Source organism: Saccharopolyspora sp. NPDC002578 (genome assembly GCF_053592695.1).
In genome coordinates this window covers 31761-54926 of the sequence record NZ_JBSFWJ010000045.1, presented here as the reverse complement: position 1 = coordinate 54926, position 23166 = coordinate 31761, and the positions used below count along the sequence as shown (strand labels likewise).

General features: G+C 71.0%; 20 protein-coding genes. 10 read left to right on the top strand and 10 right to left on the bottom strand.

Going from position 1 to position 23166, the window contains the following annotated elements; translation table 11 throughout:
- Window positions 1–135: 135 nt before the first annotated feature.
- The 3 genes from ACWD38_RS20705 to ACWD38_RS20695 all read right to left on the bottom strand — a co-directional run bounded on the left by ACWD38_RS20705 (window position 136) and on the right by ACWD38_RS20695 (window position 2227).
- Window positions 136–984: a VOC family protein gene (locus ACWD38_RS20705; RefSeq protein ID WP_184478272.1), complete on the bottom strand. Its 849-nt coding sequence runs from the start codon at window positions 982–984 to the stop codon at window positions 136–138.
- A gap of 243 nt (window positions 985–1227) precedes the next feature.
- Window positions 1228–1491, bottom strand: a complete 264-nt coding sequence (locus ACWD38_RS20700; RefSeq protein WP_266093183.1) for a phosphoribosyl-ATP diphosphatase — start codon at window positions 1489–1491, stop codon at window positions 1228–1230.
- 55 nt (window positions 1492–1546) lie between these two features.
- The gene (locus ACWD38_RS20695) at window positions 1547–2227 is read right to left on the bottom strand and encodes an HAD family hydrolase (protein ID WP_184478270.1); all 681 of its coding nucleotides are present in this window, start codon (window positions 2225–2227) and stop codon (window positions 1547–1549) included.
- A gap of 264 nt (window positions 2228–2491) precedes the next feature.
- Here ACWD38_RS20695 and ACWD38_RS20690 point away from each other — a divergent pair, with 264 nt between their 5' ends.
- Window positions 2492–3331 carry a PAC2 family protein gene (locus ACWD38_RS20690; RefSeq protein WP_343071700.1) on the top strand — a complete coding sequence of 280 codons (840 nt, stop codon included), beginning with the start codon at window positions 2492–2494 and terminating at the stop codon, window positions 3329–3331.
- Between the two features lie 74 nt (window positions 3332–3405).
- Here ACWD38_RS20690 and mshC read toward each other — a convergent pair whose 3' ends face one another.
- Window positions 3406–4641, bottom strand: a complete 1236-nt coding sequence (gene mshC / locus ACWD38_RS20685) for a cysteine--1-D-myo-inosityl 2-amino-2-deoxy-alpha-D-glucopyranoside ligase (protein WP_450124706.1) — start codon at window positions 4639–4641, stop codon at window positions 3406–3408.
- A 388-nt stretch (window positions 4642–5029) separates the two neighbouring features.
- Between mshC and ACWD38_RS20680 the strand changes: the two genes are divergently transcribed.
- From ACWD38_RS20680 to ACWD38_RS20660, 5 genes are all read left to right on the top strand, one after another.
- Window positions 5030–6064, top strand: coding sequence for a quaternary amine ABC transporter ATP-binding protein (locus ACWD38_RS20680; RefSeq protein WP_221315749.1), 1035 nt, complete (start codon window positions 5030–5032; stop codon window positions 6062–6064).
- On the top strand, window positions 6057–6926 hold the full coding sequence (locus ACWD38_RS20675; RefSeq protein WP_184478268.1) for an ABC transporter permease: 870 nt from the start codon (window positions 6057–6059) through the stop codon (window positions 6924–6926). Before ACWD38_RS20680 ends, ACWD38_RS20675 begins: the two co-directional genes overlap by 8 nt.
- Before the next feature lie 25 nt (window positions 6927–6951).
- Window positions 6952–7842: a glycine betaine ABC transporter substrate-binding protein gene (locus tag ACWD38_RS20670; protein ID WP_184478267.1), complete on the top strand. Its 891-nt coding sequence runs from the start codon at window positions 6952–6954 to the stop codon at window positions 7840–7842.
- A gap of 167 nt (window positions 7843–8009) precedes the next feature.
- Entirely contained in the window at window positions 8010–9602 is a 1593-nt protein-coding gene (locus tag ACWD38_RS20665) for a DUF2637 domain-containing protein (protein WP_450124705.1), read from the top strand.
- A 431-nt stretch (window positions 9603–10033) separates the two neighbouring features.
- Entirely contained in the window at window positions 10034–10705 is a 672-nt protein-coding gene (locus tag ACWD38_RS20660; RefSeq protein WP_450124704.1) for an HAD family hydrolase, read from the top strand.
- Between the two features lie 503 nt (window positions 10706–11208).
- On the opposite strand, the gene ACWD38_RS20655 is transcribed toward ACWD38_RS20660, so the two are convergent.
- Together ACWD38_RS20655 and ACWD38_RS20650 are read right to left on the bottom strand one after the other, a co-directional pair.
- A complete protein-coding gene (locus ACWD38_RS20655; protein WP_450124703.1) occupies window positions 11209–13170 on the bottom strand; it encodes a vWA domain-containing protein in 1962 nt (653 codons plus the stop codon).
- 60 nt (window positions 13171–13230) lie between these two features.
- Window positions 13231–14634, bottom strand: coding sequence for an ATP-binding protein (locus ACWD38_RS20650; RefSeq protein ID WP_184478263.1), 1404 nt, complete (start codon window positions 14632–14634; stop codon window positions 13231–13233).
- Window positions 14635–14914: 280 nt separating this feature from the next.
- On the opposite strand from ACWD38_RS20650, the gene ACWD38_RS20645 reads away from it, so the two are divergent.
- Window positions 14915–16138, top strand: coding sequence for a serine hydrolase (locus ACWD38_RS20645; protein WP_184478262.1), 1224 nt, complete (start codon window positions 14915–14917; stop codon window positions 16136–16138).
- Window positions 16139–16244: 106 nt separating this feature from the next.
- Here the strand turns inward: ACWD38_RS20645 and ACWD38_RS20640 are convergent, their stop codons facing one another.
- Complete coding sequence (locus ACWD38_RS20640; RefSeq protein ID WP_450124702.1) at window positions 16245–17255, bottom strand: aldo/keto reductase; 1011 nt, start codon at window positions 17253–17255, stop codon at window positions 16245–16247.
- A 108-nt stretch (window positions 17256–17363) separates the two neighbouring features.
- Here ACWD38_RS20640 and ACWD38_RS20635 point away from each other — a divergent pair, with 108 nt between their 5' ends.
- Window positions 17364–18407, top strand: a complete 1044-nt coding sequence (locus ACWD38_RS20635) for an AraC family transcriptional regulator (RefSeq protein WP_450124701.1) — start codon at window positions 17364–17366, stop codon at window positions 18405–18407.
- Window positions 18408–18567: 160 nt separating this feature from the next.
- On the opposite strand, the gene ACWD38_RS20630 is transcribed toward ACWD38_RS20635, so the two are convergent.
- From ACWD38_RS20630 to ACWD38_RS20620, 3 genes are read right to left on the bottom strand one after another with little or no spacing between them, the layout of a single operon-like run.
- Window positions 18568–19395 carry an SDR family oxidoreductase gene (locus ACWD38_RS20630; RefSeq protein WP_450124700.1) on the bottom strand — a complete coding sequence of 276 codons (828 nt, stop codon included), beginning with the start codon at window positions 19393–19395 and terminating at the stop codon, window positions 18568–18570.
- A 60-nt stretch (window positions 19396–19455) separates the two neighbouring features.
- Window positions 19456–20250: an SCO1664 family protein gene (locus ACWD38_RS20625; protein WP_450124699.1), complete on the bottom strand. Its 795-nt coding sequence runs from the start codon at window positions 20248–20250 to the stop codon at window positions 19456–19458.
- 6 nt (window positions 20251–20256) lie between these two features.
- Window positions 20257–20823, bottom strand: coding sequence for a DUF3090 domain-containing protein (locus tag ACWD38_RS20620; RefSeq protein WP_184478257.1), 567 nt, complete (start codon window positions 20821–20823; stop codon window positions 20257–20259).
- 264 nt (window positions 20824–21087) lie between these two features.
- On the opposite strand from ACWD38_RS20620, the gene ACWD38_RS20615 reads away from it, so the two are divergent.
- Window positions 21088–22020 (top strand): S66 peptidase family protein, encoded by a 933-nt coding sequence (locus tag ACWD38_RS20615; protein ID WP_184478256.1) that lies wholly within the window; start codon window positions 21088–21090, stop codon window positions 22018–22020.
- A gap of 457 nt (window positions 22021–22477) precedes the next feature.
- On the top strand, window positions 22478–23107 hold the full coding sequence (locus tag ACWD38_RS20610) for a nucleoside/nucleotide kinase family protein (RefSeq protein ID WP_184478255.1): 630 nt from the start codon (window positions 22478–22480) through the stop codon (window positions 23105–23107).
- Window positions 23108–23166: the final 59 nt, after the last annotated feature.

The window sequence follows — 23166 nt, the reverse complement described above, 5'->3', positions numbered from 1 at the left end:
ACCACCTGCGGGTTCTCAGTCGGTCTCTCGCGAGGACAGCTTTTTCCCTCGTGGCGGAGCCACTCGGGAAAAAGATCCCGCAGCGAGAGGCTCACTGAGGTTCCGCCACCCGACCACCCAAGCAAAACGAGCCCATCAATCATCGTAAGGATCGAAGTTCGCTGCGCTGTCGAACCAGTCTGTGGCTTGGGTGTCGTCGACGACGGCGAACCGAGCCCCCGTGGGGTCTCGCAGCACGGCGACTCGTCCGATGCTGGAGCCGTATGGGTCGACGCGGACGCGGGCGCCGAGCCCGATGGCCCGGTGGACGAGTCCGTCGATGCCTTCGTCGGCGTCGGCGCCGAGGTAGAGCAGCCAGTGCGGCCGGGTGTCGGGGGTGATGTAGTCGCGGATCATGCTGACCCTGGCGAGCACTGATTCGCCCGCGAGGTACCAGACGGCGTAGTTGGAGCGGTTCTCCGCGCCGAACTGTTCAGCGGTGTAGCCGAAGATGCCTTGGAAGAAGTTGTCGGCGGTCTGCGCTTTGATGGTGACCAGTTCGGCCCACATGAGGGTGCCGGGCAGCCCCACGTCGAACTGCCAGGATTCGGCGGGCGAGAGCAGCCCGAATTCGGCGTCGGAGGGGCCTACGAGCACGGTTTTGCGACCGAGTCCGGGCACGTCGGCGGGCGGCACGGTGATCTGGGCGCCGTCTTCGACGGCTTGGGCGCTGGCGGAGTCGACGTCCTGGGTGGCGAGGAACAGCCGCCACGAGGAGTGGTCTCCGGCGGCGCGGCGGATGCTGGCGACGGGGAATCCGTCCCGCGAGGCGACGATGTGCTCGCCGGCTTCGTCGTCCTGGTGCGTCTGGTATTCCCACCCGAACAGTTCGGCGTAGAACCCGCAGGCTTGTTCCACGTCGGTGGTCGCCAGCTCGATCCAGCACGGCATGCCGGCCAGCAGTTCCCACCGAGGAGCGGCCTCTCCCGGCTGCACGACGGCCATGTCCCTCACCCCCACCTCATCGCTTCAAGATCACTCCCATTATGACCGAGTGATCGCCGGACCCAATCCCTCCGAACGCGGATTCACCCGTCGGACCACGTCGAAAAAACGGGCAAATCACCCACAATGGACGGCGCGTGCGCAATCAGCGGACGCGTTGTGGCGATACCGGGCAACGGCGGCGATGTCGCGCCGCACGGGAACCGAAGCGGACGAGCGCGATCCTCAGGACGCCCCACGGGCTCAGAGGTAGCGGTACACGTCCTCGGGGTTCAGGCCGCGGGCGAGCATGATCACCTGGAGCCGGTACAGCAGCTGGGAGATCTCCTCGGCCAGCGCCTCGTCCGACTCGTGCTCGGCGGCCAGCCACACCTCGCCGGCCTCTTCGATGACCTTCTTGCCCTGGGCGTGCACGCCGGCGTCGAGCGCGGCCACGGTCGCGGACCCTTCGGGCCGGGTTCGGGCGCGTTCCTGGAGCTCGCTGAACAGCTCGTCGAAGGTCTTCACGGGGTTCGATCCTTGCATCCGGCGGACCGGGACCCGACGGGGGTCCCGGCGCGGTTCACGCGAGCGCTCCGGGCAGCAACGAGCCGAGCGAGCGCACGTCGAGCTCGTCGAGGCTCTCCAGCAGCACGCGCCGCTCCCCCGGTTCGAGCGGGACTTCGCAGGGGACCGCGACCACGGTGCAGCCCGCGGCGACGGCGGCGGCCACCCCGGTCGGCGAGTCCTCCACGGCGACGCACCGCCGCGGGTCGACGTCGAGCAGCCGGGCCGCCCGCAGGTACGGCTCGGGGTCGGGCTTGTTGCGGCCGTCCACCTCGTCGCCGCAGACGGTGACGTCGAAGGAATCCCGGCCGAGGGTGTCGAGCGCGATCTCGGCCAGCGACCGGATCGTCGAGGTGACCAGGGCCGCCGGGATGCCCAGCGAACGCACGCCGGCCAGCGCCTCGCGGGCGCCGGGCCGCCAGGGCAGGCCCTGCCGGAACAGTTCGGTGCTGCGCGCCTCCACCCAGTCGGCGGCTTCGGCGACGGCCCCCGCGTCCGCGACGAGGTCCAGGTCGGCCAGCAGCATCCGCATGCTGGTGCTCATGTTGGAGCCGACCATGGCTTCGCGGGTGGCGATGCTGAGCTCACCGCCGCGGTGCGTCGCGTAGTCGCTCAGCGAGATCGTCCACAGCTTTTCGGAATCGACCAGCGTGCCGTCCATGTCGAACAGGACGGCGGCAGGGCGGGCGTCAGTCATCGCGCCCCGGTCTCGGCATGTTCCTCTGTCCCACGCCTCCCAGTACAGCAAAGGGGCACGGGCCGGTCACAGCGAACGTGGCCGATCCCTCCCCTGCGGGTTCGGATCCCTTCCGGGATGTCGGGCGCTCACGTCGCCCATAGGTCGTAGGCTGACGCGGTGAACGATCGCGAACCACGCTCCGCAGACCAGGTGGACCGGACCGAGGGGAATCCGACCGAACGGACATCGACCGAAGGGAAACCCGCCGGGCCGACCGCTCCGATCGCCGTGATCGGTTTCGAAGGTTGGAACGATGCGGGTGACGCCGCAAGCTCCGCGATCGAGCACCTCGAACTCACCTGGGACGCCTCTCCGCTGGCTGAGATCGACCCGGATCCGTACTACGACTTCCAGGTCTCGCGTCCCACCGTGAAGCTGGTGGACGGCGTGACCCGCAAGGTGAGCTGGCCGACGACGCGCCTGTCGGTGTGCCGCCCGCCGGGTGCCGAGCACGACGTGGTGCTGGTGCACGGAATAGAGCCGAACATGCGGTGGAACGCGTTCTGCGCGGAACTGCTCGAACACCTGAACCAGGCCGGGGTGCGCACCGTGGTGTCGCTGGGCGCGCTGCTGGCGGACTCGCCGCACACCCGCCCGGTCCCGGTGACCGGAACGGCCTACGACGAGGACTCCGCGACCCGCTACGGGCTGGAGCGGTCCACCTACGAGGGACCGACGGGCATCGTGGGCATCTTCCAGGACTCGTGCGTGCGCTCGGGCATCCCGGCGATCTCGTTCTGGGCCGCCGTACCGCACTACGTGTCGCAGCCCCCGTCGCCGAAGGCCACGCTGGCGCTGCTGCACCGGGTGGAGGACGCGCTGGACCTGGAGGTGCCGCTGGGCAACCTGCCGGACCAGGCCGAGGAGTGGGAGACCACGGTCAGCGAGATGGCCGAGGAGGACGAGGACGTCCGCAACTACGTGCGTGCGCTGGAGGAACGCGGCGACGCCGAGGTGACGCTCACCGAGACCAGCGGTGACGCGATCGCCGCGGAGTTCGAGCGCTACCTGCGCCGCCGCGGTCCGGGCGGCAAGGGCCCGCTGGGCCCGGGGCCGGGCTGAAGAGTCCTCCCTGACGCGAGAACGCCCTCCGAGCCGAGCGCTCGGAGGGCGTTTCCACGTTCGGCCTCAGCCGGTCACAGCTGCACGCCCAGCAGCGCGTCGACGGCGGCCCGGATCTCGCCGGGAGCCGATTCGTCGGTGCCGCCCTGGCCGAGGGCCTCATCCGCCCAGGCGTCCACGGCGCGCAGGGCTCCCTGGCTGTCGAGGTCGTCGGCGAGCCGGTCGCGGAGCCCGGCGATCGCCGTCGCCGCCGCGGGGCCCGAGGTGAGGGCGGCGGCTTCGCGCCAGCGCGCCAGCCGGGCCGTTCCGGCGGTGAGCGCCTCCGCCGTCCAGGAGCGGTCGGTGCGGTAGTGCGCGTCGAGCAGCGCGAGCCGCACCGCCATCGAGTCCACCCGGTCGCCGCGCAGCCGCGACACGAACACCAGGTTTCCCTTGGACTTGGACATCTTCTCGCCGTCGAGGCCGACCATGCCCGCGTGGCAGTAGTGCCGCGCGAAGGGGGTCTCGCCGGTCAGCGCCTCGGCGTGCGCGGCGCTGTACTCGTGGTGCGGGAAGGCCAGGTCGGAGCCGCCGCCCTGCACGTCGAAGGTCATCCGCAGCCGGTTGAGCGCGATCACCGAACATTCGAGGTGCCAGCCGGGCCTGCCGGGCCCGAGCTCGGACTCCCAGGACGGTTCGCCGGGCCGGGCCACTCGCCACAGCAGCGCGTCCAGCGGGTGCTCCTTGCCCGCGCGGTCGGGGTCACCGCCGCGTTCGGCGAAGAAGTGCAGCATGTCCTCGGCGCCGTAGTTCGACTCGTAGCCGAACCGGCCGGTGGTGCCGTGCCGGTAGTAGATGTCGGGGTACTCGTCGTCGACCCGGTAGGCCGCGCCGGAGGCGAGCAGCTTGCCGACTGCCTCGACGATCTCCGGCATCGCTTCGACGGCGCCGATGAAGTCCTGCGGCGGCAGCACGCGCAGCGCGGTCATGTCCTCGCGGAACAGCGCGGTCTCGCGCATGCCCAGGACCATCCAGTCCTCGTTGTCCCGGTCGGCGCGTTCGAGCAGCGGGTCGTCGATGTCGGTGACGTTCTGCACGTAGTGCACTTCGTGCCCGTTGTCGAGCCACAGGCGGTGCACCAGGTCGAACGCCAGGTAGGTGGCGGCGTGACCGAGGTGCGTCGCGTCGTACGGGGTGATGCCGCAGACGTACATCCGCGCCACCGGACCGGGAGCGGTGGGCCGAACCTCACCGGTGGCGTTGTCGAAGAGCCGGAGGGGACGGGGTGTGCCCGGCACCTGGGGCACGGGGACCGACGACCAGGTTTGCATGCACTCGACCTTAAACGTCCCGTCCGACACGATGCCGCCCTGTTACACATCGTGAGAAGCGGCGCGGACCGGGCTGCCGGGGACACCGAGAACCGCACGGCCGCGACGCGGACGGCGGGAATTCTGATTCCGGCGATCAGCGGTGGGTTCTCGCGCATTCCTTCCGGCTTTCGCCGCATCGCGCACCGGCTTTTCCGATCGAATCGTCATCGCACGTCACAGACCGTCCGGATCGTCCGACCAGGACCTTTGACAATGGCGAGAACGGTCCGCGCCGGACGTATGCTCGGGCGCACGGGAACATTCCGCCTCGGCGTACGCCCGAGGGCCGCGCGGCTTTCCACCGACCCATCCGGACGCGCCGGGCCTGCGCACGGGGGGCGAGGCGTTGACATCGGTACGAGTGGACGGGCTCTGCAAGGTCTTCGGAGCGCACCCGGCGGACGCGCTGCGCCGGTCGCGGGCGGGCGTCGAAGGGGACCGGCTGCGCGCCGAGGGAGCCACGGTCGCCGTGCTGGACGCCTCGTTCACCGTCGAGCCCGGTGAGATCTTCGTGGTGATGGGCCTGTCCGGTTCCGGCAAGTCGACGCTGATCCGGATGCTCAACGGCCTGCTCGCCCCCACCGAGGGCCGGGTGTACGTCGACGAGGAGGACGTCACCGCGCTCACCGGCAGGGCGCTGCGCGAGCTGCGGCAGCGCACGATGAGCATGGTGTTCCAGCACTTCGCGCTGCTGCCGCACCGCACCGTGCGGGACAACGTCGAGTACGGCCCCCGCATCCAGGGCGCCGCACCGGCGCGAGCCCGGGAGCGGGCCGACGAGGCGTTGCGGATGGTGGGCCTGACCGGGTGGGAGCAGCGGTTCCCGCAGCAGCTCTCCGGCGGCATGCGCCAGCGGGTGGGCCTGGCCAGGGCGCTCGCGGCGGGCACCGACGTGCTGCTGATGGACGAGGCGTTCAGCGCGCTGGACCCGCTGATCAAGCGGGACATGCAGGACCAGCTGGTGCAGCTGCAGGCCGAGCTGGGCAAGACGATCGTGTTCATCACCCACGACCTCAACGAGGCGATGCGGCTGGGCGACCGGATCGCGGTGATGCGCGCGGGCCGCATCGTGCAGCTCGGCACCGCATCGGAGATCTTGCGCCGCCCCGCCGACTCCTACGTGGCGCGGTTCGTGCGCGACGTGGACCGCGGCCGGGTGCTGACGGCGGGAGCCATCGCCGAGCGCTCAGCGGATCCGGACCGGCAGGCCGCCGACGCCGTTCCCGCGCAGACCCCGCTGCACGAGTTGTTCGGCCGCGTCGCCGAGACCGCCGGACTGCCGGTGGTCGACGCGGAGGGACGGGTGATCGGGACGGTGGGGCCGTCGGCGGTGCTGCGCGCGCTGGGCGACGGCGGACGGACGGAGGCCGGTGATGGCTGAGTTCCCGCGCATCCCGCTCGGCGACTGGTTCCAGGCGCTGGTGAACTGGCTCAACGACACCATCGGCCCGTTCTTCGACTTCGTGGACCTGGTGGTGCGCTCGGCGGTGGACGGGCTGACGGCGGTGCTGCTGTGGCCGCCGTCGTGGGCGCTGGTGCTGGTGCTGACCGCGTTCGCCTGGTGGCTGCGGGGATGGCGCTTCGCGCTGTTCACGATCATCGGGTTCGGCCTGGTGGTGAGCATGCGGGAGTTCCCGCCCGCGATGCAGACCTTGTCGCTGGTGCTGGTGGCCAGCGTCATCGCGATCGCGGCGGCGGTCCCGCTGGGAATCCTGGCCGCCCGGAACCGCACGGTGAGCAGGGTGGTGCGCCCGGTGCTGGACCTGATGCAGACGATGCCCGCGTTCGTGTACCTGATCCCGGTCATCTTCTTCTTCAACATCGGCGCGGTGCCGGGCGTGATCGCCACGGTGATCTTCGCGCTGCCGCCGGGGGTGCGGCTCACCGAGCTCGGCATCCGCCAGGTCGACGGCGAGGTGGTGGAGGCCGGTGCCGCGTTCGGGGCGCCGCCGCGGCGCATCCTCACCGGCATCCAGCTGCCGCTGGCCCTGCCGTCGATCATGGCCGGGATCAACCAGGTGATCATGCTGTCGCTGTCCATGGTGGTCATCGCGGGCATGGTCGGCGCCGAAGGGCTGGGCACCGAGGTCTACACCGCCGTCACCCGCGTGCAGCTGGGCGCGGGCTTCGAAGCCGGGGTGGCCGTGGTGATCCTCGCCGTCTACCTGGATCGCAGCACGGCCGTGCTGGCCGACCGCTCACCCGTGTCCCGCGCGGCGCGCACGACCGCGCCCGCCGGGTGAGGTCCACGCAGGAAGGGGAAGTGCCATGCGGAGATCGCGGTGGGTCGCCTGCGTCGCGCTGCTGGCGGCGCTGGTGCTGCTCGCCGCCGGGTGCGGCGGCAGGCAACCGGAGACCGGGCAGCAGACCAAGAAGATCACCATCGGCTACATCGCGTGGGACGAGGCGATCGCGGTCAGCAACCTCTACAAGGTGCTGCTGCAACGCCAGGGCTACCAGGTCCAGCTCACGGAGCTGGAGGCCGGACCGACCTACGCCGGGCTGGCGCAGGGCAACATCGACCTGTTCATGGACGCGTGGCTGCCGCAGACCCACGCCGATTACTGGGCGCAGTACCACGATCGCCTGGAGGACCTGGGCGTCTGGTACGACCAGGCCACGTTGAACATCGCGGTGCCGACCTACTTGACCGACGTGAACTCGATCGAGGACCTGCGCGGCCGGGCGGCCGAGTTCAACGGCACCATCACCGGCATCGATCCGGGAGCGGGCCTCAGCCGGGTGACGCGCGATCAGATGATCCCGCAGTACGGCTTGACCGGTCAGTACGCGTTGCAGACGTCCTCGACCACGGCGATGCTCGCCTCGCTGGAGCGGTCGATCAACGCGCGCTCGCCGATCGTGGTGACGCTGTGGCATCCGCATTGGGCCTACGCGAAGTATCCGATCAAGGATTTGCAGGATCCGCGGGGCGCGATGGGGCAGGCCGAACAGATCCACGCGGTCGGGCGGAAAGGATTCAGCGCGGACTTCCCCGATGTGACCGGAATGGTGCACGAGTTCCGGCTCGACGATCGGCAGTTGGCGTCGTTGGAGAACGACATCAACAGCGCACCCAAGGGCCAGGAGGAGGCCGCGGCCGCCAGGTGGGCCGATGCCCATCCGGAGGTGATCGCGAGTTTCGCTCCCGGAAGGTGATCACATCGTGCACGGACCGTCGCAATTGGATGGTCGAAATTGCACAATGCATCCATACCGGGCCGGTTCCTAGCACAGAAACACCGGCCGGTCATTCGTCCAGGTGATGGTCAAGTTACTATCCGGCACTGCCGAGCGTGCTGTCACGCGAACCTGGAGGAACCCCCGTGCATGACGCCGCCAAGAGCAGCGAGCGCCCGATCAGCAGCCCGGAAATGAGCGCGGACGGGTATCCCGGCGCATCGAGCGATCGGGGCAGCCGTTCGCTGTCCATCGCCGCGCTGATCTTCGTCGCGATGGCCGCCGTGATGGGCTGGGGCGCGAGCTTCGTCGGCCTGCACGAGTACGGCATGCAATCGATGGCCGGGTTCACCTACTGGTCGGCGTGGCTGGTGCCCGCCACCTTCGACGGCGCCGCGTTCGCGTGCACGCTGATGACCTACCGCTCGTCGATCAACGGCCGCTCCGCGGTGCGCGGCCGGATCCTGATGTGGGCGTTCACCGGCGTCAGCTCCTGGATCAACTGGATCCACCAGCCGAGCCACGAGGCGCAGATCGTCGCGGCCGGGCTGCCCATCGCGGCCGTCGCGGTGTTCGACGTGGTGCTGCTGGAGCTGCGCGCGGACTACGAGGCCAAGCACGGCATGCGCGGCTTCCGGCTGCGGCCGGGCCTGCTGGTGCTGCGCTGGATGGTGGACCGCCGCAGCACGAGCGAGGCGTTCCGCAAGCAGGTCATCGACATCCCCGTCGAGGAGATCGCCGGCCTCGGCACGCTCGCCCCGCCCGGCACCCGCCGCGCCGCCGCGCTCAAGGCCGCTGCCCGCGCCGAGGAGGAGCAGCACGCCAACGAGCGCGCCAACGCGGACCTCGTCATCCCCGCCCCGGCTCGGCCGGAGGCACCGGAGGGCACCGCCGCCGCGAACGGCCCCCGCGCCGAGGACGCGGCGCCGACGGCGGCCGTGTCCCGGCCCGCCGATGGCCCTGAGGTGACCGCTTCCGCCGCCACCGCCGCGGCTCCCGCCGAGGAACCGAAGACCGAGTCCGTCCCGCGTCCCGTGCGCGAGAAGGTCGGAGCCAGCGCCGCCGCCACCGCGACCAGTACCGTGTCCGCCCGAACCGGTGCGTCCACTGAGGACACCGCTGACGCGGACCGCGACGAGACCGCGCGGACCGAGACCGAGTCCGCCGCGACGGCGTCCGAGCCGGACGAACCGGCCACCGCACCGGTCGCCGCGAAGAGCACCGCGAAGGGTTCGGGGGCGAAAGCCGCCAAGGGCGGCAAGAACGCCCGGACCACCGCGCACGGTGCGGACGAGGCGACCGTGACGCTCGAGCTGCCCAAGTTCGCCGCCGACGCGAAGTCCGCTCCGTCCGAGGACGGGACCGCCGCGAAGGCGAACACCTCGTCCGAGCCGGAGGCTCCCGCGAAGGACGAGACCGCGGCGAAGGCCGCGAACTCCCGGACCGGCGGCGAGGCGGACAAGCGCGCCGCCAAGGACGCCGTCAGCGACTCCGAGCAGACGCTGACCCTGGCACCGGTTCCCGACGGCCCGATGAGCGACCGGGAAAAGCGCTCCGCGGCCCGCGCCGACTACCGCAAGTCCGTCGAAGCCGACCAGCCGGTCAAACCCGCCGAGCTCGGCAGGCGCTACGGCCTGTCCGAGAGCTGGGGCCGCCGCCAGATCAACGCGGTCCGCAAGTCCATGGCCCAGGAACAGGCCCAGGACCCGGCCGACCTGGTCGGTGCAGCGAAGAGCTGACCCGTTTCCGCGAGGTGGCCCGGTAGCGGAACCTCTCGCCACGAGACCGATCTCCGGGTGGCTCCGCCGCCGGGCATCGCCATCCTTGCGGGGAACCGCTGAGAACTCGCCGACGGCCGCCACGCTGAGGGGTTCGCCGCGCAGCGATTTCACCGCGGGCAGGACGGTGCCGGGTCGTCGAGCACTGCCTGATTCCCGTTCGCGCGACCGGATTCCTGCCGCTCGCCGGCGTGCTGCGCACTCGCTGTGGCCGTCGGTGCTCTGCTCGGGTGATCTTCGGATCGCAGCCGGATGACACGCCTCGGTCCGAGATCATGACGAGCTCTCGACGGGCAGGGTCGGTGCTGGATCCGAACCGTTCCGCGGCAAGGCGGATGGTCGCTCCCCGCGCGGCGGCTCGGAACCGGTACGACGGTTCGAGGGGAGCGCCGATGGCGGAGTTCAGCGGGCACATCGTGTGGGACTGGAACGGCACGCTGCTCGACGACGGACAGGTCATGATCGATTCCGTCGCGGCGGCCTTCGCCGACGCCGGGCAACGGGTGACCCGCGAGGACCACCAGCGGCACTTCACCCGGCCCATCTCGGCGTTCTGCGACCGGCTCGCGGGCCGCGCCCTCTCCCCCGACGAACTGGCGGCGGTGCTGCGGAAGTTCGACGAGTGCTACGACCTCGCGCTACCGCACGTGCCGCTCGCCGAGGACGCCCGCTTCGCCCTCGCCGCGTGGACGGGCGCGGGCGGCACGCAGTCGCTGCTGTCGATGTGCCCGCACGACGTGCTGCTGCCCGCGGTGCGGAGAGCCGGGATCGAGAGCTCCTTCCGCCACGTCCAGGGACGAACCGAGGCCGCCCCCGACACCAAGGCCGCGCACATCGAACGCCACTTGGCGGCACTGGGCTCCCCCGATCCCCGCGAGGTCGTGCTCATCGGCGACACCGTCGACGACGCCGAGACCGCCGCTGCCGTCGGCGCCCAGTGCGTCATCTACCACTCCGGCCCGACGGCCCTGCACGCCCTGGACCACTTCACCGGCCGGGACGTCCCCATCACCACCACCCTGTCCGCCGCCGTGGAACGCACGAACGCACTGCTGTCCGGATGAACCGTCGTTCCGAATACGAGCGACTCGGTGGCCCAACGCAGGAAAACCTCATCGCGGACCGCTGAGGAAATCGCTCGGAGGGCGGACCGCCGCAACACCCGCACAAGAAACGACGCGACGCTACCGATACGACCCTGATTCGACCGAATGCCTCCACCGGTGGTGGCCGGTTGCTGGTCACCGGGACGCGAAGTCGCCGGTGCCCGCTGCGGGGAATTCCTGCTTCTTCGACAACGTCGCCCCGGCATCGGTTCGCGACGGCTCCGGCATCTTCTTTCAGTTCGAAGGCGCACCGGGATTCATCCACGATCTCTACTTCTCGACCGGCTTCGACAGCTCGAATTCGCCGGGGCCGGAACCGCCCGAAGCCACGGCCCAGAAACGGTGGTCACACGCCCGCGCGAACGGCGGCTGGTTCAGCCGGATCGACATGGCCCCCGGCAACGCGGACCGGATTCCGCGCCCGCCTCGATCCGTCGAAGACCTGGGCTCTCGCCCGGACGTCACCGCCGTCGCTTCGTGCGGAGGTAGTCGCCGACGACTGCGGCGCCGAGGCCGTCGGCGCTGGGGGCGACGACTCGGCCGCCGCCGCGGCGGGCGACGATGTCGACGAACGCCTCCAGGCGCGGATCGTCGCCGAGCATGAACACGCTCAGGGTGGAGCCCAGCCGGTGCAGCGAGTCCACTTCGGACAGCGTGACGCCGAGGGTGCGCGGGGTCGGCGGGTACTGGAACACCGCTTCGCCGTCGGCTTCCAGGTGCGCCGTCGGCTCGCCGTCGGTGACGACGAGCACCACCGGCTGCGCATCCGGGTGCCGCCGCACGTGGCGCCCCGCCAGCAGCAGCGCGTGGTGCAGATTGGTGCCCTGCTCCCAGGTTCCCTCCAGCGCCGCCAGCTCGCCGACGTCCACGGTGGACGCGTGGCGCCCGAAGGTGACCAGCTGCAACGCGTCCGAGCGGTAGCGGGTGGCCACCAGGTGGTGCAGCGCCAGCGCGGTGCGCTTCATCGGTACCCAGCGGCCGTCCTGCACCATCGACCAGGAGGTGTCCACGCACAGCGCCACGGCCGCGCGGGAGCGCTGCTCGGTCTCAGCGACCTCCAGGTCCTCGATGTCCAGCCGGGGCGCCGACGGGCCGCCCGCCGCTCGCCGCAGCACCGCGTTGCGCACCGTGCGGCCCGCGTCCCACGGTTCGGTGTCGCCGTACGCCCAGGGCCGGGTCGTGCCGGTCAGCTCCCCTGCGGCGCCCGCCCGGTCGGTGTCGCGTTCGCCTTTGCGAGAACGCAGCTGGGAGATCACGGACTGCAGCGCGGTCTCCCCCAGCCTGCGCATCGCCCGCGGGCTCAGCTGGAGGTTCCCGTCGGCACCGCGTTGCAGCAGGCCCTGCTGCCGCAGTTGTTTCTCGATGTCGGCGAGCCGCTGCGCGTCCACCACTGCCCGCTCGCCGAGCTGCCGCTCCAACGCCTCCAGGTCGATGTCTTGCAGGCTCGCACCCGGATATGACTGGCCCAGCTGCTCGGCGAGCTGCTCCAGCTCACCGAGCTCGGCCATCGCCTCCGTCGCCTCCGCCAGGCCCATCGGCTGATCACCGCGGAACCGGCCGCGGCCCGACCAGTCCTCGCCGGGCCGCAGCGACCGCAGCTGCTGGTCCATCCGGCTGAGCGCCTCGCCGATGCGGGGGTCGCCGAACGCCTGTTGCGAGAGCTCCGCCAGTTCGGCGCGCTGCTGCTCGCTCATCGAGTTCAGCATCCGCTGCGCGGCGGCCGACCGGGCCGCCAGCGCGTCGATCAACTCGTCGACGTCGCGCGGGTTCTCCGGGAAGAACTCGCCGTGCTCGGCCATGAACTCGTCGAACCGGCGCGGCACGTCCGCGTCGCCGCGGGCGTGCGCGGCCAGCAGCTCGGAGAGGTCGGCGAGCATCGCGCGCACCCGCTCGACGTCCTCCGGAGTGGTCTCGCGCAACGCGTCCTTCATGCCCGCGAAGCGCTGCTCCAGGAGTTCGCCGCCCAGCATCCGCTGGATCTCGTCGAACGTCTCCCGTGCCTCGCCCGACCGCCAGTCGTACTCGGCGAGCTCGCGCACCGAACCGCCCGCGTCCGGGGGCAGCGCGCTCAGCTGCAGCTCGCGGAACCGGGCGTCCTCGCCGTCCTCCGCCGCCAGCGCCTGCCGCTCCTGGTCGAGGGCGCGGTCCAGCAGCCTGCGCACCTCCTGCACCGTGCCGTCCAGGTTGTGCCTGCGCTGCAGCTCGCTGCGGCGCTGCCACAAGCGGCGGGTGAGCTCGTCGAGACCGCTGGTGCCGCGCGTGCCGGTGCGCAGCAGCTCCTCCAAGGCCGAGCGCGGCGAGGCGCCCTCCATCACGTCCCGGCCGATCTGGTCCAGCGCGGAACGCAGGTCCACCGGCGGCTCCAGCGGATCGGAGCCGCCGTGCCAGGCACCGTACTGGTAGCGGCGAGCGCGGCCGGTCATCAGCGTCCTTCCGGGATCATCTGCGCGACGGAGTGGCGGGATCGAGTCCGCAAGCGGTCATCAGCCGTACACCGATCGCTGTTCGTCGGTGTCCTTGGCGAGCTTCTTCGCCAGGTACAGGGATTCCAGCGCCAGCTCCACGGCGCTCGCGATGCGGCCCGGCGGGTCACCGGCGCGCACGTCGAGCCGCTCGGCGACCTGGTGCAGCACCGGCAGTTCCGGCAGCGCGGTGAGCACGTCGGAACCCGCGATGCGCTCGCCCGTCGCGACCTGGTGACCGCCGGTGACGGCGTCGACGAGCGAATGCAGGTCCAGCCCGGCGAACAGGCCGCGCGCCGTGTCGGCGACCGAGCGGCGCAGCAGGTAGCCGAGGACCTCGTCCTCCCTGCCCTCCTCGCCCGCCTCGAACTCCAGCTTGCCGCGCAGCACCGCGGGCACCGCGTCCAGGTCCACCGGTCGCGCCACCGCCGGGTCCTCGCCGGTCAGCGCCGCGCGGTGCACGGCCGCCGCCGACACGGTCTCCGCCGCGGCGATGGCGAACCGCGCCGAGACCCCGGAGCGCTGGTCCACCGCCGAGGACTCCCGCAGGTGCCCCACGAACCTCGCCAGCACCTCCAGCAGGTGATCGCCCACCTCGGCCTCCAGCAGGGCCTCCTGCCGGATCAACGAGATCTCGTCGTCGAGGTCGAACGGGTAGTGCGTGCGGATCTCCGCGCCGAACCGGTCCTTGAGCGGCGTGATGATCCGCCCGCGGTTGGTGTAGTCCTCCGGGTTGGCGGTGGCGACCAGCAGCACGTCCAGCGGCAGCCGCAGGCTGTAGCCGCGGACCTGGACGTCGCGCTCCTCCATCACGTTCAGCAGCGCCACCTGGATCCGCTCGGCCAGGTCGGGCAGCTCGTTGATGGTCACGATGCCGCGGTGCGCCCGCGGCACCAGTCCGAAGTGGATGGTCTCCGGGTCGCCGAGCGACCGGCCCTCGGCCACCTTCACCGGGTCGACGTCGCCGATGAGGTCGCCGACCGCGGTGTCCGGCGTCGCCAGCTTCTCCACGTAGCGGTCGTTGCGGTGCCGCCACGCGACGGGCAGCGCGTCGCCCTCCTCGGCCGCGCGGCGCAGCGAGCTCGGCGTGATCGGTTCCAGCGGGTGTTCGTCCAGTTCGGAGCCGGGGATCACCGGCGTCCACTCGTCGAGCAGCGCGGTCAACCCGCGCAGCAGGCGGGTCTTGCCCTGCCCGCGCTCGCCGAGCAGCACCACGTCGTGGCCGGCGATCAAGGCGCGCTCCAGCTGCGGCAGCACGGTGCGCTCGAAGCCGACGATGCCCGACCACAAGGGATTCCCGGAGCGCAGCGCGGTCAGCAGGTTGCGGCGCACCTCGACCTTCACGCCGTACGGCAGGTATCCGCTGACGCGCAGCTCGCCCGCCGTGCTGGGCAATCCGGGAGGTGGGGTCCGAGAGTTCGTCACCCGTTCGACGCTACTCGCTCCCCACGACCGTCGCGAACACGTCACGGAACGGAAACGCCGCCGTGCCAACGGGTTTCTCCCGGCGGCACCGAATCCCGGTGATCAGCGGCTCGCCGCCCGCGCCGAATCCGCCGAAGATCCCGGTCCACCCCGCGCGTGGCGAGCTCCGGGCCGGTCCGCGCCGCGCGGAACGGCGTTCACCGAACGTGTCGGCCGACACTGGCACACCGCCGGTACCGACGAGTAGAAAGGTGAACGGCCCCGGCAGAGGAGAGAGTCAGTGAGCGCGTCGCAGATCGAGACCGACCCCGTCCGAGCGGGCTTCGACCCGGAACGCCTCAAGCGCCTCGACCGCCACTTCGCCACCTACGTCGCCGACGGCAAGCTCCCCGGCTGGCAGGTGCTCATCGCCCGCCGCGGCCACATCGCGCACCTCAGCGGCCACGGCCACCGCGACGTGGCCACCGCCGCGCCCATCGAGGACGACACGATCTTCCGCATCTACTCGATGACGAAGCCGATCACCTCGGTCGCGGCGATGATGCTCTACGAGGAAGGCGCGTTCGAGCTCACCGACCCGGTCAGCACGCTCATCCCGTCCTTCGCCGACCAGCGCGTCTACACCGGTGGCCCGGCCCGCGCCGCGCAGACCCGGCCCGCGACCGAGCCGGTGCGGATCTGGCACCTGCTGACCCACACCGCCGGGCTCACCTACGGCTTCAACCGGCTCCACCCCGTCGACGAGCTGTACCGGCGCACCGGCTACGACTACGGCACCCCGGACCAGGACCTCGCCGCGGTCTGCGACGACTACGCGGCGATGCCGCTGCTGTTCGAGCCGGGCAGCTCGTGGAACTACGGGGTGTCCACCGACGTGCTCGGACGCGTCATCGAGGTCGCCTCCGGCATGGGCCTCGACGAGTTCTTCCGCACGCGCATCTTCGAACCGCTCGGCATGACCGACACCGCCTTCGCCGTGGCGCCGCAGGACAAAGACCGGCTGGCCTCGCTGTACCTGGCGGACGCCGCGGGCAAGGCCACCGTGCCGCGCAACTCCCCGCCGGACGCCGCGCCGCGGGCGCTGTCCGGCGGCGGCGGGCTCGTGTCCACCGCCTACGACTACCACCGCTTCACCGGCATGCTGCTCGGCGGCGGAGCGCTCGACGGGGTGCGGCTGCTCAGCGACCGCACGCTGCGCTACATGAGCCGCAACCACCTGCCCGGCGGCGCGCACCTCGACGAGATCGCAAACGGCTCGTTCTCCGAGGTCGCCAACGCCGGCAAGGGCTTCGGGCTCGGCTTCGCCGTCGTCGAGGACCCGGTCGCCTCGCACGTCGTGTCCACCCCCGGCGAGCTGTCCTGGGGCGGCATGGCCAGCACCACGTTCTGGGTGGACCCGGCCGAGGACCTGTCCGTGCAGTTCTTCACCCAGCTCATCCCGTCCGGGACCCACCCGATCCGCTCCCAGCTCCACCAGCTCGTCTACCAGGCGCTGGTGGACTGAGGGCTGCTCGCTCCGCGCAGCGGGCCGAGTCCCAGCGCTGTCTTCGTCCTCGCCCCGCGCGGGGGGCGGGAAGCGCAGCCTCAGCGGTCACTGTTCCGGCTGATCCTTACGGCTGGGCGAATCGGTTCTTCTCCACCCGTTCGTTCTCCGGCCACAATTCGTGTGGGTATCCCAGCTGCAGCGCGCTCACCTCATCAAGCCATTCGAGCCGGGGCGTCGCGAGCTCCAGATCACCGGCCGCGAGGTTCGACGTGAGCTGATCTGCGCTCCTCGGCCCGAGGACGGGTATCACCCCCTTGGACATCGCCCATTTGATCGCCACCCGCTCCGGAGTCGTGCCGAGGTCCCGGGAAGCGCTTTCGACGGCATCCAGAACGCGCGCTTTGGCGGGGTCGTCCTCCTTGTGGAGGAATCGGCTGATCGAGCTCTGCGCGCGACCTGTCCCGTCCCGCCGGTACTTTCCGGTGAGAAGACCACCGCCGAGCGGCGAGAACCCGAGGACGCCCAAGCCGAAGGCCTCTGCCATCGGCATCAACTCCCGATCAGCGCTGCGCTCGACGAGGCTGTACTCGACCTGGATCGCCACGAGAGGGGCCCAGTCCCGCTGCTGCGCCAGGGTGACTCCCGTGGCCACGCGCCATGCGGGGAAATTGGAAAGACCGGCGTACAGAATCTTTCCGGCGCGCGTCAGATCGTCGAAGGCTCGCACGATTTCTTCGATGGGCGTGGACGTGTCGGCCACATGCGCCCAGAGCACGTCCACCCGGTCGGTGCCCAGTCGACGCAGGCTCTGCTCCAGCGACTGGACCATCGCTTTCCGGCTGTTCCCGGTCATTTGGAGGCCGCTGGTCGCCGACGTCCCCATGGTGTACTTCGTCGCCAGAACCACGTCCTCGCGGTCCGAGGAGATGATGTCCGAGAGGTGCTCCTCGGCCTCCCCCGACTGGTAGTTGGAAGCCGTGTCGATGAAGTTCCCTCCCGCTTCCCGATAGATGTCGTACATCGCCCGAGCCTCGGTCGCACTCGCCCCGTGCCCCCAGCCCATCCCGAAATTGCCCGTCCCCAGCGACAGTTCCGAAACCCGCAGACCCGATCTTCCGAGAAATCGGTATCGCATACGTCCTCTTGCTCCTCGCGTCGATCCGGCATGAGCAGGCTCCTCACGCCTGACGGCTCTTACCGCCGGAAACCCATCATTCCCACCTCCGGGCGTATGGTCCATAACATGCATTCCAGCGATGTTTATCGATCGTCCAGAACTGAGGTCGCCCTCGACGCGCACGACCCCGTTCGGGAGGCTCTGGCGCTGGCACGCCCCCGGACCGTCGCCCCCGTCCCGCTGCGCGCGACGGCCCCGTGGGGAGCCCAGTTCTCCCCGTTTCCGCACATCAAGCTCGGCGTGGTGGTGGAAGGCCAGTGCTGGCTGTGCGTCGACGGTTCGGACCCCCTCTTCCTGAGCACGGGCGATTTCTACCTGCTCGGAAATCCGCCCCCGTACGGACTCGGGAGCTCGATCGGAGCAGCCCGCGCTCGCGACTCGAACGGACCGCTCCGCCAGGAGATTTCCGGGAGCAGAGCCGAGATTCCCCGCGGATCCGTCACGTACACGTGCAGCGTCGACTTCGAGTTTCAGGATTCCGACGCGTCGACCTTGTTCTCATCGCTGCCCCCGGCCGTGCTCGTCAAAGCAGCCGATGTCGGCGGGAGGTTGCTCTGGAACATCGCCACCCTGCTCGTCCACGAGATCGAGTCGCACGAGGCGGGCCGATCCCTCGTCCTCGAGCATCTGGCCCAGATCCTTCTGGTGCACATGCTGAGGTCGCACGCCGGTTCGTCCCACGAGCCGCTGGGATGGCTCGCGTCGGTCTCCGACGACGGGATCGGGGCAGCGCTACGAGCCATGCATGCTGAACCGGGCCATCGCTGGACGCTCGAAGAGCTCGCCGGAATCGCGATGATGTCGCGGTCCGCTTTCGCCGCGAACTTCAAGAGCAGAGCGGGGAGACCGCCTTTGGATTACCTCATCGAATGGCGAATGCAGCTAGCGCGTGCCGCACTGCGCACGGAGGACTCCCTCACCGCCATAGCGGGAACCATCGGATACCAGTCAGAAAGCGCTTTCAGCACCGCTTTTCGGCGCGTCGTCGGGATGTCACCACGAGAGTTCCGCGCCTCGCTGCACGCGCAGCCGAGGGACCGCGGGCCCGGTGGTCCTGCGCCGGCGGGATCGCCCGAGTTTCACGACCCGGAGTCCGGGAACGACGACTGAGCCGGATCATCTCTGGTCGTGGTGGGACGCTCCGCCAAGCGCTGCCGGGCTTGCGAGCAAGGCTTCGCCGCAAGGCAGGCTCGGATTCACCGCTTCGCCTGCCGCTCGCGGGCGCGCCATTGACGGGACCACTATGTTTCGCGCTCCGCTGCGGCGGCCCTCACCGCTGGCGGTAGCGGGCGAAGCCGCCCTCGGATTCGATCACCTGGCCGGTGATCCAGCGCGCCTCGTCGGTGCACAGCCAGGTGATCAGCCGGGCCGGGTCGTCCGGCTCGCCCCAGCGGCCGAACGGGAACATGTGGCCGATCGCCGCCCAGTCGGCCTCGGTGAGGTACCCGGTCTGCACCGGTCCCGGGTTCACCGTGTTCACCGTGATGCCCGCGTCGGCGAGCTGTTCGGCGATGGTCGCGGTGATCTCGGCGAGCGCGCCCTTCGCCGCCGCGTAGGCGATCTCGCCGGGCATCGGACCGGCGCGCTGCCCCGAGGTCAGGAACACCACCCGCCCACCGGGGGATCCGCTGTGACGAGCGGCGAACTCCTGCGCCAGCAACAACGACGAGCGGGTGTTGACCGCCCAGTGCCCGTCCAGCATCGCCGCGTCCAGTTCGCCCAGCGCACCATCGGATCCGCTGCGGGCGTGGTTGCAGACCAGCACGTCGAGCCGTCCGAACTCGGCCACCGCCCTGCGCACCAGTCGAGCCGGTTCGTCCGGGTCCGCCAAGTCCCCGGCGGCGTCGGCGATCCGCGCCGAGCCGGACAGGTGCCCGGCCACGCCCGCGCGGACCTCGTCGAGGTCATCGGCACCCCACGGCTGCTCGGCGTCGTGCGGCCGGTGGTGGTGCAGGAACACGCTCGCGCCCCAGGCCGCCATCCGGGACGCGATGGCGAACCCGATGCCCTGCCTGCGGCTCACGCCCGTCACCAGCGCGGTCCGGCCGCGCAGCGGGTACGGCTCGCGGGCCAGGGACTGCTCACCGGCTGCGGTCATGCCCGGATGATCGCGCAGCGACGTGCCCGGTGCATCCGATTTTCCGGCCGCCGGGAACGGTCAGAACGCGGGCCAGGGGATCGCGGGCCACTCGCCCGACGGGGCCGGGAACTCCGCCGCGGCCAGCAGCGCGTCGACCCGTTCGGCGACGGCCTGCACTTCCTTCGGCGTGACGTGCTCGGCCAGCCGAGCCGCGAGATCGCCCTCCAGCAGTGCGCGGAACCGGCTCAGCGCGTCGACCGCGTCCTCGGGCAGCCGCTCCCCGATCCAGCCCCACAGGACCGTGCGCAGCTTGTTCTCCGCGTTCAAGCTCACCCCGTGGTCCACGCCGAACACCTCGCCGCGCGGCGAGTGCAGCACGTGGCCGCCCTTGCGGTCCGCGTTGTTGATCACGATGTCGAGCACCGCGAGCCGCCGCAGCGCCTCGTGGTCGGAGTGCGCCAGCACCACCGGCTCGCCGTGGTGGTCGTGCGCGCGCAGCACCGCGCGCCAGCCGTCCGGAACCTCCGACGGCGCGGTCAGGTCGACCAGCTCCGAGTCTTCCTCGGTGTCCACCCACAGCTGCACCATGCCCGGCCCGAACGGTCCGTCGCGCAGCAGCGTCGGCGGAATCAGGTCCCAGCCCAGCGCCTCGGTGATCAGGAACGAGCCGACCTCGCGCCCGGCGAGCGTGCCGTCCGGGAAGTCCCACAGCGGCCGCTCCCCGCGCACCGGCTTGTACACGCACTCGGCGGCGCCGCCGTTGTGCTCGACGGAGCAGAACAACGTGGCGTTCGAGGCTTCCACGAGCCGTCCCTCGACCTCGATGCGGCCGTGTGCCAGGACCTCGCGAACGGCCGGATCATCGGGGTGCACGGGCGGCTAGTCCTCCTCTGAGCGGCGGTAACCGTTCTGCCGGGGGCAGATGTGCCCCTCCGGGTCCAGCGGTTCCCCGCACAGCGGGCAGGGCTTGCGACCGGCGTTGAGGACCCGCTCGGCGCGCTCCGCGAAGGCGCGGGCGTCGGCCGGGCTGAGGAAGACGCGGACCGCGTCCGGGCCTTCCTCGGTGTCGTCGAGCACCACCGACTCGTCGATCTCCTCCTCGGTGACCGCGAGCAGCTCGACGACGACGGCCTCGGTCTCGGCGTCCCAGCCGAGCCCCATCGTGCCGACGCGGAACTCCTCCTCCACCGGCACCGCGAGCGGGTCGGCGTCGACGAGATCCTCCGGCGGGGCCGTGGGCAGTTCCGCGTCGAAGCGCCGCTGCACCTCCTCCAGGAGGGCACCGATCCGTTCGGCGAGGACCGAGACCTGCTGTTTCTCCAGCTGCACGCTGACCGTGCGGACATCCTCGGAGGCCTGCAGGTAGAACGTGCGCTCACCGGGTTCCCCGACGGTCCCTGCTACGAACCGGTCGGGCTGGCGGAAGACGTGGATGACACGAGCCATGGCACCTTCGACAGTAAGCCACTCGGGCCGCGGCCCGCGCAGCCGTCCCCCGTTCCGCCCGGCACACCCTCTCAGCAGCACCATCGGCACCGAACAGGTGCGCGGAAAGCGGTCGAATCGAGCGTTGATCCGTTCGTGGGGCCTGTTCGCCGAACGCGAACACGCCGCGGCGCGGGCTGCGGTCCCGATCACCGGCGGACCGCTACGCTCGGCTCCTGCCGCTTCGCGGCACCCCACGATCCGGACCTCCGGACGGAGCCCTCCATGAGCACCCGTGAACGACGTCGGCCGCGACGGCTGCGGGCCGGCGACACGGTCGCCGTGGTCGCCCCCGCCGGTCCCGTTCCCGCCGACCAGCTCGACGCCGGCTTGGACCTGCTGCGCGACTGGGACCTGCGGGTCGTGCCCGGCAAGCACGTGCGCGAACGCCACCCGAGGCTGCGCTACCTCGCGGGCGGCGACGCCGAGCGCGCCGCCGACCTGCAGCAGGCCTGGTGCGACCCGGAGGTCGACGGCGTCCTGTGCGCCCGCGGCGGCTACGGCAGCATGCGGGTGCTCGACCACCTCGACTGGGCGGCGATGGGAGCCGCCGAGAGCAAGGTGTTCGCGGGATCCAGCGACGTCACGGCCCTGCACGACGCCTTCGGTTCCCGGCTCGGCGTGGCCACCGTGTTCGGCCCGATGATCGCCACCGGCGCCTTCTCCGAGGACGCGCCCGCCCGCGAGCACCTGCGCCGCACCCTGTTCGCCCCGGAATCGGTGACGATCCTGACCAGGCGCGGAGCGGAAGCGCTGGTTCCGGGGCGCGCGACCGGCGTCACCTACGGCGGCAACCTGAGCCTGCTCGCCGCCTCCCTCGGCGCGCCCGACGCGGCGGCTCCGCCCGCCCGGGGCATCGCGCTGCTGGAAGACGTCGGCGAGGACCCGTACCGCCTGGACCGGGCGCTGACCCAGCTGCTGCGCGCCGGGTGGTTCGACCGGGCCAGCGGCATCGCGCTCGGCTCGTGGAGCGAATGCGGGCCGCTGGAGGAGGTGCGGGCCGTGCTGCGCAACCTGCTCGGCGACCTCGGCATCCCGGTGCTGTGGGAGCTCGGCTTCGGCCACTGCGCCGCCCAGCGCACCGTGCCGCTCGGCGTGGCCGCCGAACTCGACACCGCGGCCCAGCGCCTGAGCATCCTCCAGCCGGCCCTGCGCTGAACCGCTCAGCTCCGCGCATCGGAACGAAGGCTGGGCAGCTCGGTGGCCCGCTCGCCGCAGAACCGATTTCCGAAGTCGCTTCGCCGCGTACCTCGCGAGAGGTGGTCAACCTGGCGACGTGGGTTGAACCGCTTCGCGCTCGAGAAGCACGGCTTACGACGGCAAGATCGACCCGGCGACCGACCAGGTGCGACATGGACAACTACTCTCGGTTCCATGTAGCCACGCACAGTGCACGCCGTAGGGGAAGCCTTGCCCGGCCACCGGAGCCGTTCGGACGCGGTCCGCGCGCACAGAGAAGCCCTGCTCGATCAGGCTGCGGCCGACGCCGCACGCCTTGAGGCGGATTCCGACGACCGAGCCGAGATGCGGGCCATCGAACGGTTCATGGGCATGCCGGAGTGATCTCGCGAAGCCGGTGGCGCGGAGCGCCGACGCCGTCCGGTAGAACGGCGGGATGCGGGTTCGGGCGATCACTCCGGAGAAGTTGACGGGCGAGCTCGCCGACGTCATCGACGGGGAGCGGCGGCGGTGGGTCCGGGTCGCGATCGACGGGGCGCCCGCGGCGGGCACGGCCGCCTTCGCCGACGAGCTGGTGCAGCCGCTGCGGGTGCGCGGCCGGGAAGTGGTGCGCGTCGGCATGGACGGCTACGTGCGCCCGGCTTCGCTGCGGTTCGAGCACGGCCGCGACGATCCGGATTCGTTCTACGAGAGCTGGTTCGACCTCGCCGGACTGCGCCGCGAGGTGCTCGATCCGCTCGCCGACGGCGGTACCGGCGAAGTGCTGCCCGCGCTGTGGGACGCGGTGACCGACCGCTCCCCCAGGCTCGACCGGGTGCGGTTGCCGGAGCGCGGCGTGGTGCTGGTGGACGGCCCGCTGCTGCTCGGCGCGGGCCTGCCGTTCGACCGCGCGGTGCACCTCTGGCTGCCAGGGGGTTCGCTCGCGCGGCACACGGCCGAGGCCGACCGGTGGACGCTGCCCGCCTTCGACCGCTACAGCTCCGAAGTCGCCCCGGAACGCCTCGCCGACCACGTCATCCGCGTCGACCGCCCCGGCCACCCGGCCGTCGTGGACGAGCTGGACTGAGCGCCTGAACTCGGTGCGCTCGCCGGGCAGGTGGCGCCTCCCCGCCGCGGGATCGACTT